The organism is Peptostreptococcus equinus, assembly GCF_027125355.1.
Taxonomy (GTDB): Bacteria; Bacillota; Clostridia; order Peptostreptococcales; family Peptostreptococcaceae; genus Peptostreptococcus; species Peptostreptococcus equinus.
Genome location: NZ_CP114052.1, coordinates 514,207 through 527,337, shown reverse-complemented (window position 1 = coordinate 527,337; position 13,131 = coordinate 514,207). Strand labels below are relative to the sequence as shown.

Genomic DNA, 13,131 nt, shown 5'->3' with positions numbered 1-13,131 from the left:
TCATTGTTATTACTCTAACAATTACTTCTAGTAAATTAACTAAACCTTTTTCTAAACTATATTCTTTTATTGACTTTACCAAAGTCAATAAAAGAATATCAACGCCAACAAATATAAACTTTCCATTTTATTTAATCCTCTTCATTTCTTTAATCAAAGTCACCACAAAAATTATTTCAATTACTGTTAAGGTCAAAGCTACAATAAAACCGTTAAATATATTACCCAATATCAAAGCTATTACAGGTATAATCACAGCAAAATTTCTATAAACATGGGACTTATATAGCCATGAATATGGTAACATATGTGCACCAAATACCATAGCATACACCATTATCATCTTTTCAGGAATAGCATTAAATACCCACATTACAATCAAAATATATAACATTTGATTCATAGTAAATAACATTCCTAAATTTGTAAGAGGGTTATCTTTAGAAAAAATATCTATTTTTAATTTCTTGCCAACAAGCCATGCTGTAGGAACTAAAAGACATGAACATACAAATACAAGTATATTCTTAGTCATAATATTGATATTCAAGCTCGCTACAATTGAAATCATCAACCATATAATTACTGCGGTGATAATAAATGGTAATCCTTTCTTCTGACTTATTATAATATCATTTCTTAATTCTTCTAAACTCATATTCTTCTCCTTGAAATACAAATTACTTTAATTACAAACATTATAAAACTAAATTTACATTAGTATGCTAAATACAGTAATACTTATATACTGAAAAGTTGTACATTATTTCCATATTTTTTTATAATTTCTAATAAGTCATTTTTTTATCCAAACTTTTGCAGTATTATCGTTAAGGTGTATATCAATAATACTTGTTTTTTTAATAAATTCTTCATCTAGGCAAGACTGTACTTTACATTTTTTGTCATTTAATACTCCTAAGGTAGTTACTGCATCAGGAATTAATTCCATTACATCCATTAAATCTGAATCAGATTCAAATGAAAGTGCATGGGTATTATGATTCTGACGAAAATCTTTTAAGTTTACTCTCTTATTTTCTTTTACAGTTATTAAATAGTAATTTATTTTTTTATCATCACATACAAAAAGATTTTTTGCATCAGAATCAGAATAAGGAAGTTCTATTCTAGAAATTTTATCCATATTAAAAACAGCAGGATGTTCAGTTACTTCATGCCATATTTTCAATTCATCAATATACTTGAATATTTCTGTTTTATTCAATTTTCACCATTCATATTACTTATTAGTAATATGAATTTAAATTGCATATTGTAACTTTGTTTTAATTAATATTCTAATTCACTTTTAAATTTTATAAATATTTTACAAATATTAGTATTACTATAATATAAAAATATCAATTATAAGTATTACTAAAACATTAATTAAACCTAACCAAAACAAATATTTTTTATCACAATATCTTTTTACATAAGCTAATCTAGGATTTTTATCATCATAAAATACATCTACTTCTGAATTTAGAGAGTACAATTCTTCCATCAGATTTTTTTGAATACTAACAAAGGAATTGGAATTCCTTTTTATAATTAGACTATGATCAATTTATTCAAATTCCATATCATTTTTTGACATAGGAGAAGTTTTGTTAATAAACGAAATCTTTTTGTATTCAGGGACTATTACTTTATAATCTCTACCCTCTACATTATAGATAACAACTGGCAAGTGAACTCCAGAGTTTTCAGGACCCTTTCTAGTAATTGTATATCCTTTTACATAACCTTTAGTATTTTTATTGCAATCGCTTTCTTGCAAAATGTATTTATACCACTTAATAAATGTAATTATTGATAGTATGACTATACCTGCCGTTAATAAAATTCCAAATATTATTTTAATAATTAAGATACTGTTCATAAAGATTTTATCCTTTATTGTTTTTTAGAAGTAGACTCTTTATTATTTAAAATCTTCATTTTATAATATCATAAAATAATTACCTAACATTTGATAACAGGTTAATGTAATAGATAAAATATTAATATGAAAATATAAAATAATGAAATATGCTTTAAATTTAATTTTACGACATTGGTAGGTGCTTGGCAACAACATAGGAATCTCACCTCCGCCCCTTATTCTAGACGAGCCGGCTTAAACTATTGAAGTATCATTATCACTACTTGTATCATCGAACAAATTGCCACATCTGTTTTTATGTATTCTTATTTATCGCTCACTTTCTCGTATCTTTGGCACTCATAAAGCCAAAATATTCTTCTGCAGAAAGTTCATGGCGTAAGTCATAATTCTCCACAAATAGATAACGTCCTACCTTGGTCTATTCAGTTGTCAAGGATCAACGCTTTGAAGGGTACCTTCTTTATATATTTTTTGAAAAATAATTATACTTATTGTAAAAATATAAAGAGGCTAAAATTCCCTCTACTTTATAAAGGAATTTTTAACCTCTTCCACAACCAGTTATATTATTAATTAATTCTTTTCGCTACTATGACAAACCTGCCATCGTCAGTAAAATAACTACATGTTGATAATTGAATTATTTGATCTGTGTAACTCACATCTTCCACTTTTCCATATATTGATATTTTAGATATATTTTCGACAAAGTCATTAAATCTTTCTTCAGACCAATCACCGTAATAGTTATAATATTTAAAATGTTGTTTATCTAGATCAATATGGTATGCTGCTATTATCTCGTATAGTCTTTGTCCCCCAAAAGTGTCAAATTCTATCAAGTTATTTGAATTTCTATATTCTATATCTTTATATTTTTCCAAAGTTCCAAACATCGTATGATTTTTCATATTGTGAGAATAAATAATAAACGATTTACTATTAACATCAATTCCTTCTCCTATATAAGGAGTACCACTTATAGAATTTTCTTTTTCAAAATTTCTTCTTAAATAGTAATTAGGATCATTAGGGGTGCTCATTACTGGATAATCAATTTTTGTGTTTGGTATTTTTAACCATCCAACAAAGTCATTATTTTCTTTATATATGTTTTGATACTTTCCATATAAACTAGCATTATTATCCTCTCCCTTTTTTTCTGATTCTCTTAATTCAATTTTGCTTCTTAAATCTTGAAATTTATTATTTTCTTTTTTTTCATTAATTTTTATTGACAGTAATTTATATCCAGAAAACAAAAAAATCATTATCATCAATACTATAGCTAAATTTGTTTTTTTAGATTTATTTATTTAAAACACACTCCTTTTACATATAATCTATTATATTATTGTACCATATTTAAACTATTTGCGTTATTTTTTAAGTATATATAATACTACAACTACCTAAAATACATTTATATAATTAATTAGTCTCTATACTGTAATGGTGAATATATATTAATTCCCATTATCTCTCACTTAATAATTGCCTCAATTTCTTAAGTATTTTATCTCTCTTTTTACCTACCGCTTGATAACTTATGTGTTCACGTTCAGAAATTATTTTTAAACTTTCCTCTCTATAAAATATTGATATTATTAGATTTTTTTCTTCTTTAGTCAGTCTATTAAGGGCTTTCTTTAGTTCTTCAACTTGTACACTAAACTCTACTACTTTTTCTATATCTATACTCTCATCTACTATATTATCTATAAAATGTCCATCATAATCCAAACACGAAAAAGGCAAAACATGGTTATCTCTATCCTTCTTACAAAGATATTTTTCATGTTCTGTTATTCTAAAATATTCTTTGTATACCTCTTCTGGGACTAATATCTTTTCACCTTTATACGTAAAGGTAATAATCTTTTTTATTCATTATATAATCCTCCTTTTTTGTTCTTTATTTTTTCAAAAACAAAAAAGGAGGATCTCTACACGAAAACGTGAAAAGACCTCCAAATTTTGGAACAACATAAATTGCTATTGCTAAGAATTTATTTTTTAATATTGTTGATTTAAGTAAATGAAATATAGTTTGTTACTGTACATATCTTTTTCCCTTTATACTCTAATAACATTTTCATTATAATAAATAGATAGGGCATACATATAGTACACCCCTCTACTTCTACATTATTAATCCTTACGCTAAATTACTTTTTGCGTTTGATTTTTAGTTTTCTTCTTCCTCTTCCCTTTTCTTTCTAAAGCCTAAAAGAAGTAATAATGTTCCTGCAATAGACATTAACCCTGTATATATTGTTATGTTACTAGTATCCCCAGTTTTAGGGTTTTTACCTTTTATATTATGGTTATTGGCATTATTAGAATTATTTGTTTGATTTCCATTTGTTATATCTACTTTACCTACTGGGTTTATTGGTGTTGATGGAATTGAATTAGGATTCTTTGAATCACTTCCCTTATCTTTTTCCACATCATCCGGGATTCCATCTCCATCATCATCTGTGTCTGTTACATCAGGTGTTCCATCTCCATCTATATCTCTTTGTACTTTGATTACTATTTCTTTTGTAACCTTTGATCCATCTGGATTTTCTACTGTTACTGGAATCTTTATTTCTCTCTCTTCTTCATCTTTTCCCCAGTCTTTTACTTCCGGTGTTCCTGATACAACTTTCTTCGTCTCATCATATGTGATTCCTTCTGGTAATTTTGAACCATCTACTACAACTTTTGCATCTGGATTTTCTGTAGTAATGTTAACATCCTTTATTGGTGTTTTTTCATTTAATGTTTGTTCTCCATTTGTTATATCTACTTTACCTACTGGGTTTATTGGTGTTGATGGAATTGAATTAGGATTCTTTGAATCACTTCCCTTATCTTTTTCCACATCATCCGGGATTCCATCTCCATCATCATCTGTGTCTGTTACATCAGGTGTTCCATCTCCATCTGTATCTCTTTGTACTTTGATTACTATTTCTTTTGTAACCTTTGATCCATCTGGATTTTCTACTGTTACTGGAATCTTTATTTCTCTCTCTTCTTCATCTTTTCCCCAGTCTTTTACTTCCGGTGTTCCTGATACAACTTTCTTCGTCTCATCATATGTGATTCCTTCTGGTAATTTTGAACCATCTACTACAACTTTTGCATCTGGATTTTCTGTAGTAATGTTAACATCCTTTATTGGTGTTTTTTCATTTAATGTTTGTTCTCCATTTGTTATATCTACTTTACCTACTGGGTTTATTGGTGTTGATGGAATTGAATTAGGATTCTTTGAATCACTTCCCTTATCTTTTTCCACATCATCCGGGATTCCATCTCCATCATCATCTGTGTCTGTTACATCAGGTGTTCCATCTCCATCTGTATCTCTTTGTACTTTGATTACTATTTCTTTTGTAACCTTTGATCCATCTGGATTTTCTACTGTTACTGGAATCTTTATTTCTCTCTCTTCTTCATCTTTTCCCCAGTCTTTTACTTCCGGTGTTCCTGATACAACTTTCTTCGTCTCATCATATGTGATTCCTTCTGGTAATTTTGAACCATCTACTACAACTTTTGCATCTGGATTTTCTGTAGTAATGTTAACATCCTTTATTGGTGTTTTTTCATTTAATGTTTGTTCTCCATTTGTTATATCTACTTTACCTACTGGGTTTATTGGTGTTGATGGAATTGAATTAGGATTCTTTGAATCACTTCCCTTATCTTTTTCCACATCATCCGGGATTCCATCTCCATCATCATCTGTGTCTGTTACATCAGGTGTTCCATCTCCATCTATATCTCTTTGTACTTTGATTACTATTTCTTTTGTAACCTTTGATCCATCTGGATTTTCTACTGTTACTGGAATCTTTATTTCTCTCTCTTCTTCATCTTTTCCCCAGTCTTTTACTTCCGGTGTTCCTGATACAACTTTCTTCGTCTCATCATATGTGATTCCTTCTGGTAATTTTGAACCATCTACTACAACTTTTGCATCTGGATTTTCTGTAGTAATGTTAACATCCTTTATTGGTGTTTTTTCATTTAATGTTTGTTCTCCATTTGTTATATCTACTTTACCTACTGGGTTTATTGGTGTTGATGGAATTGAATTAGGATTCTTTGAATCACTTCCCTTATCTTTTTCCACATCATCCGGGATTCCATCTCCATCATCATCTGTGTCTGTTACATCAGGTGTTCCATCTCCATCTATATCTCTTTGTACTTTGATTACTATTTCTTTTGTAACCTTTGATCCATCTGGATTTTCTACTGTTACTGGAATCTTTATTTCTCTCTCTTCTTCATCTTTTCCCCAGTCTTTTACTTCCGGTGTTCCTGATACAACTTTCTTCGTCTCATCATATGTGATTCCTTCTGGTAATTTTGAACCATCTACTACAACTTTTGCATCTGGATTTTCTGTAGTAATGTTAACATCCTTTATTGGTGTTTTTTCATTTAATGTTTGTTCTCCATTTGTTATATCTACTTTACCTACTGGGTTTATTGGTGTTGATGGAATTGAATTAGGATTCTTTGAATCACTTCCCTTATCTTTTTCCACATCATCCGGGATTCCATCTCCATCATCATCTGTGTCTGTTACATCAGGTGTTCCATCTCCATCTGTATCTCTTTGTACTTTGATTACTATTTCTTTTGTAACCTTTGATCCATCTGGATTTTCTACTGTTACTGGAATCTTTATTTCTCTCTCTTCTTCATCTTTTCCCCAGTCTTTTACTTCCGGTGTTCCTGATACAACTTTCTTCGTCTCATCATATGTGATTCCTTCTGGTAATTTTGAACCATCTACTACAACTTTTGCATCTGGATTTTCTGTAGTAATGTTAACATCCTTTATTGGTGTTTTTTCATTTAATGTTTGTTCTCCATTTGTTATATCTACTTTACCTACTGGGTTTATTGGTGTTGATGGAATTGAATTAGGATTCTTTGAATCACTTCCCTTATCTTTTTCCACATCATCCGGGATTCCATCTCCATCATCATCTGTGTCTGTTACATCAGGTGTTCCATCTCCATCTGTATCTCTTTGTACTTTGATTACTATTTCTTTTGTAACCTTTGATCCATCTGGATTTTCTACTGTTACTGGAATCTTTATTTCTCTCTCTTCTTCATCTTTTCCCCAGTCTTTTACTTCCGGTGTTCCTGATACAACTTTCTTCGTCTCATCATATGTGATTCCTTCTGGTAATTTTGAACCATCTACTACAACTTTTGCATCTGGATTTTCTGTAGTAATGTTAACATCCTTTATTGGTGTTTTTTCATTTAATGTTTGTTCTCCATTTGTTATATCTACTTTACCTACTGGGTTTATTGGTGTTGATGGAATTGAATTAGGATTCTTTGAATCACTTCCCTTATCTTTTTCCACATCATCCGGGATTCCATCTCCATCATCATCTGTGTCTGTTACATCAGGTGTTCCATCTCCATCTGTATCTCTTTGTACTTTGATTACTATTTCTTTTGTAACCTTTGATCCATCTGGATTTTCTACTGTTACTGGAATCTTTATTTCTCTCTCTTCTTCATCTTTTCCCCAGTCTTTTACTTCCGGTGTTCCTGATACAACTTTCTTCGTCTCATCATATGTGATTCCTTCTGGTAATTTTGAACCATCTACTACAACTTTTGCATCTGGATTTTCTGTAGTAATGTTAACATCCTTTATTGGTGTTTTTTCATTTAATGTTTGTTCTCCATTTGTTATATCTACTTTACCTACTGGGTTTATTGGTGTTGATGGAATTGAATTAGGATTCTTTGAATCACTTCCCTTATCTTTTTCCACATCATCCGGGATTCCATCTCCATCATCATCTGTGTCTGTTACATCAGGTGTTCCATCTCCATCTATATCTCTTTGTACTTTGATTACTATTTCTTTTGTAACCTTTGATCCATCTGGATTTTCTACTGTTACTGGAATCTTTATTTCTCTCTCTTCTTCATCTTTTCCCCAGTCTTTTACTTCCGGTGTTCCTGATACAACTTTCTTCGTCTCATCATATGTGATTCCTTCTGGTAATTTTGAACCATCTACTACAACTTTTGCATCTGGATTTTCTGTAGTAATGTTAACATCCTTTATTGGTGTTTTTTCATTTAATGTTTGTTCTCCATTTGTTATATCTACTTTACCTACTGGGTTTATTGGTGTTGATGGAATTGAATTAGGATTCTTTGAATCACTTCCCTTATCTTTTTCCACATCATCCGGGATTCCATCTCCATCATCATCTGTGTCTGTTACATCAGGTGTTCCATCTCCATCTATATCTCTTTGTACTTTGATTACTATTTCTTTTGTAACCTTTGATCCATCTGGATTTTCTACTGTTACTGGAATCTTTATTTCTCTCTCTTCTTCATCTTTTCCCCAGTCTTTTACTTCCGGTGTTCCTGATACAACTTTCTTCGTCTCATCATATGTGATTCCTTCTGGTAATTTTGAACCATCTACTACAACTTTTGCATCTGGATTTTCTGTAGTAATGTTAACATCCTTTATTGGTGTTTTTTCATTTAATGTTTGTTCTCCATTTGTTATATCTACTTTACCTACTGGGTTTATTGGTGTTGATGGAATTGAATTAGGATTCTTTGAATCACTTCCCTTATCTTTTTCCACATCATCCGGGATTCCATCTCCATCATCATCTGTGTCTGTTACATCAGGTGTTCCATCTCCATCTGTATCTCTTTGTACTTTGATTACTATTTCTTTTGTAACCTTTGATCCATCTGGATTTTCTACTGTTACTGGAATCTTTATTTCTCTCTCTTCTTCATCTTTTCCCCAGTCTTTTACTTCCGGTGTTCCTGATACAACTTTCTTCGTCTCATCATATGTGATTCCTTCTGGTAATTTTGAACCATCTACTACAACTTTTGCATCTGGATTTTCTGTAGTAATGTTAACATCCTTTATTGGTGTTTTTTCATTTAATGTTTGTTCTCCATTTGTTATATCTACTTTACCTACTGGGTTTATTGGTGTTGATGGAATTGAATTAGGATTCTTTGAATCACTTCCCTTATCTTTTTCCACATCATCCGGGATTCCATCTCCATCATCATCTGTGTCTGTTACATCAGGTGTTCCATCTCCATCTGTATCTCTTTGTACTTTGATTACTATTTCTTTTGTAACCTTTGATCCATCTGGATTTTCTACTGTTACTGGAATCTTTATTTCTCTCTCTTCTTCATCTTTTCCCCAGTCTTTTACTTCCGGTGTTCCTGATACAACTTTCTTCGTCTCATCATATGTGATTCCTTCTGGTAATTTTGAACCATCTACTACAACTTTTGCATCTGGATTTTCTGTAGTAATGTTAACATCCTTTATTGGTGTTTTTTCATTTAATGTTTGTTCTCCATTTGTTATATCTACTTTACCTACTGGGTTTATTGGTGTTGATGGAATTGAATTAGGATTCTTTGAATCACTTCCCTTATCTTTTTCCACATCATCCGGGATTCCATCTCCATCATCATCTGTGTCTGTTACATCAGGTGTTCCATCTCCATCTGTATCTCTTTGTACTTTGATTACTATTTCTTTTGTAACCTTTGATCCATCTGGATTTTCTACTGTTACTGGAATCTTTATTTCTCTCTCTTCTTCATCTTTTCCCCAGTCTTTTACTTCCGGTGTTCCTGATACAACTTTCTTCGTCTCATCATATGTGATTCCTTCTGGTAATTTTGAACCATCTACTACAACTTTTGCATCTGGATTTTCTGTAGTAATGTTAACATCCTTTATTGGTGTTTTTTCATTTAATGTTTGTTCTCCATTTGTTATATCTACTTTACCTACTGGGTTTATTGGTGTTGATGGAATTGAATTAGGATTCTTTGAATCACTTCCCTTATCTTTTTCCACATCATCCGGGATTCCATCTCCATCATCATCTGTGTCTGTTACATCAGGTGTTCCATCTCCATCTGTATCTCTTTGTACAGTTACTGGAATCGAAACAGTTTGTGATTCGCTTTTATCTTTAGAATCGATAACAACATGAATCATTATTGTTCTTTCTTCCTCTTTATCACCCCAATTTGATATTATTGGTGTTCCAACAATATTCATATTTTCATCGACTTTTAATCCAGAATTTTGTCCATCATCGTGTTGAAACTCTATAGTTGCTCCATTCTGATTAGTTGTAATTACATTAATTGTATCTGTAATAGGTTTCTTTTCTAATAAAACTGGTGGATTAATTACTGTAGCTTTAAAATTCTCTTGCCAAACAGCAAATACTTTCTTATTCGAAGTTAAATTAGTTAGTAAATTTTCTTCTGGTTTTATTGCTGTAGAACTTGAAGCCCACCCTAAAAACTTATATCCATCTCTTACTGGAGCTTCTGGTTGATCTACTTTTCCATTAACAATATTTACATATTTATCATCAGTTGTATTATCATTCCATTTTCCATTGTTTACATCAAATGCTACTTTTAAAGCTCCTACTGTAACAACAGTATCGGAAATCATTGGATTTTTCCCATCTGGTGAATACGCTACTAAGACAACCTTATCCCCTTCTGCAAAAGTTCCAGAAGCCACATCAATTTTAAACTTACCACTTTCCAAGTCAGAAAATGGTATTATAGTCTGTGCTTTTACTTCATTATCTGTATAATCTTGATCACCATCGACATATTTATATGCTTTAACTATCACATTTCCAGCATCTGTATTTACAGCTTTCAATACAGAATTTTTATCTGCTGGATTAAAATATTCAGTCTTTGGAACAGTTCCTTCAATTGATTGATCCTCGTTAGCTATAATATTTTGAGTACTAATATTAGGCTTACTTACTAAATATGATTTTGCATCAATAGGGCTTGTCTTATCATCTAAAAATTCCACATTATCTGGTACTCCATCATCATCTGTATCAACATCGTCAATATTTGATCCTATTTCTTGTTCAACAAAATTATATAACCCATCTTTATCATTATCAAAAACTTCTAAAAACGCATTTGCATATGAATTTTGAATTCTTTTATTTGTTTTTCCACCATCGGGTTTTCTAATGTTTAAAAAAGAATTTGTTGTATCAACAAAATCCGCTGTTAGCCATGATTCAAAGTTAATTTGGTTGTTATTTGTAATAATATATTCATTTAGTTTTTTTGCAAATTCTTGGTTAGACAAACCATCTTTTAGCTTATATTTAATTGTGTATGATTTACTTTGCCCTAATGCCCCATAAAATACATTCTTATCTAATTCAGTTCGTACTTTTTCAACTTTACTCCAATCTCCTCCAATTATGCTTATAATATCTGTATCCTTTGTTGAAATATGACCATCTCCGTTAGGATCAACTGTCAATTTTATAGGAGCATCTGTTTTAAAGTTACCATTTGGATCAGATACTCCTATAAAAACATTATTTGTATCAATATACTTAAGCAATTCAGGTGGTATAATTTCATTAATATATAATACCCATCCACTATTAGATTGTAAAAAGTTTTGATCTGGTTTAAATGAAACAATTGAATTTATAACTTTTTCTTTGCTATTATATGAAACAACTTTTGTTTGACTCCCTGAAGTGAAATTTCCATCCTTAGATTGTGTTCCGTCGTTATTTAAAGCATTAAGACCAGTTCCTAAGTAACTATCATTTCCATCAGATGGCTTCGCAGGTAATTCAGGTATATTTGGATTATTTTGTAATATAAAACCATTATCATATCCTCCTATATCCGCAAGAGCTTGTCCTGTAACCCAAATTGTAGTAAAACTAATCTTTTCATTAGACAATCCCAAACTATCTAGTGTAGCACCGTTTTTTAAACGTATTATTACATCATGATTTGTAACTACACCTATTGCTCCTGTGTTAAAAGTATTTGTATTAATCGGAACTTTCCATAAAGCACCGTCAGCCTCTTTTTCAAACATAACACCATTCACTTCAATTGATTCAATTTCTTTGTAAAATTCTTCCTTAAAGAAATTCAGTATATATCTTCCGTTATATGGTCCATTTTCCAAATAACCCCATCCTGCTGAATCTGTAGCCCACTTAGTCACGTTCAAATGTATACTTCCGTCGGTCCCTATATTTTTATAATCTGTTCTACCATAATCCAGAGGACCATCTACTTCACCATTAATAGTATAATAAACTTCATTGTTTATCGTTCTGTTTTCTAATTGAACTTGTTCTGCTGTTGGTTCAACTAAATTTTCATTCAAATTATTTGCAATTTCAGTCGTTGGTTCACTTAATGTTGTATCCACTGAAGAATCATTTGATGTTGATTCAGTACCCAATTTAGTTGTCAATTTACTTGTTGTATCAACAGGTTCACTACTTGTATTTTCAGTAGATGATGTTGTTGTTGAAAACGATTCGCTTGCTGTTGGTATTGTTGCTGTTACTGAACTTTCTTCTGTTGATGCTAATCCATCTTTAGTTTCGTTTGTCGTTGATATTTTATTATCAACAGGTTCACTAATACTTGAAGTTGTCACAGGTATAGATTCATTTTTATCTATAGTTGTATCTGATACAGATGTACTTATTGATGTATCAGGTGTAATTTCTGCGGCTTGTACTGAAGTAGGAGATAAAAATATCATATACCCGAGAATACATGACACAATTCCCACTGATAATTTTCTTAATCCATATTTAGGTCTTTCACTTGAACACTTTTTTCTTTTTTCCTCAATTATTTTTTGAAATATGTTTTTATTTTCCACTTTACAGCATCCTTTCATTTTTATATTTTTCACATACTTTAAAACTGTTACTTTTCTATCCCTCTTCTTCATCTTCACTTGCAAGCATACATATGCTCATATTTTTTAAATCATTTTCAATTTTCTCCTGTAACGATAAATAGTATTTTCTCACTTGACACTCTCCTTTCTCATGTAAGTCACATACCTCTTCATCTAGGCAACTATTTATCTTAAATGTTGCTTCCATTGTATTAATCACATCAAATAGGCTAATATATTCAGGGTTTTCTTTTAGGTATACTCCACCACTCATACCTCTTTTAATACTTATTATTTTGTTTTCTGATAACTTTCTCAAAATCTTTCTTGTATAATTAAAGGAGACATTTGTATTCTCCGATAATTCTTTTGATGTAATAATTCCATCATTTTTCGTCAAGTAAATTAATATCCTAACTGCATAATCAGTTGTTTTATTTAGCTTCATATA

The 13,131-nt window shown here is 30.8% G+C and carries 7 protein-coding genes and 1 pseudogene; all 8 read right to left on the bottom strand.

Annotation, left to right across the window (positions count from 1 at the left end):
* Nucleotides 1–127: 127 nt before the first annotated feature.
* Nucleotides 128–658, bottom strand: a complete 531-nt coding sequence (locus O0R46_RS02720; protein ID WP_269312048.1) for a DUF7010 family protein — start codon at nt 656–658, stop codon at nt 128–130.
* 138 nt (nt 659–796) lie between these two features.
* Entirely contained in the window at nt 797–1,228 is a 432-nt protein-coding gene (locus tag O0R46_RS02715; protein ID WP_269312047.1) for a YbaK/EbsC family protein, read from the bottom strand.
* A 120-nt stretch (nt 1,229–1,348) separates the two neighbouring features.
* A complete protein-coding gene (locus tag O0R46_RS02710) occupies nt 1,349–1,510 on the bottom strand; it encodes a hypothetical protein (protein WP_269312046.1) in 162 nt (53 codons plus the stop codon).
* Between the two features lie 63 nt (nt 1,511–1,573).
* Nucleotides 1,574–1,888: a hypothetical protein gene (locus O0R46_RS02705; RefSeq protein ID WP_269312045.1), complete on the bottom strand. Its 315-nt coding sequence runs from the start codon at nt 1,886–1,888 to the stop codon at nt 1,574–1,576.
* Nucleotides 1,889–2,463: 575 nt separating this feature from the next.
* On the bottom strand, nt 2,464–3,165 hold the full coding sequence (locus O0R46_RS02700; protein ID WP_269312044.1) for a class B sortase: 702 nt from the start codon (nt 3,163–3,165) through the stop codon (nt 2,464–2,466).
* Between the two features lie 205 nt (nt 3,166–3,370).
* A pseudogene (locus O0R46_RS02695) lies at nt 3,371–3,785 on the bottom strand (sigma-70 RNA polymerase sigma factor region 4 domain-containing protein).
* 297 nt (nt 3,786–4,082) lie between these two features.
* On the bottom strand, nt 4,083–12,731 hold the full coding sequence (locus tag O0R46_RS02690; RefSeq protein WP_269312043.1) for a YSIRK-type signal peptide-containing protein: 8,649 nt from the start codon (nt 12,729–12,731) through the stop codon (nt 4,083–4,085).
* Entirely contained in the window at nt 12,715–13,128 is a 414-nt protein-coding gene (locus tag O0R46_RS02685; protein WP_269312042.1) for an RrF2 family transcriptional regulator, read from the bottom strand. The genes O0R46_RS02690 and O0R46_RS02685 overlap by 17 nt, the downstream gene beginning before the upstream one ends.
* Nucleotides 13,129–13,131: the final 3 nt, after the last annotated feature.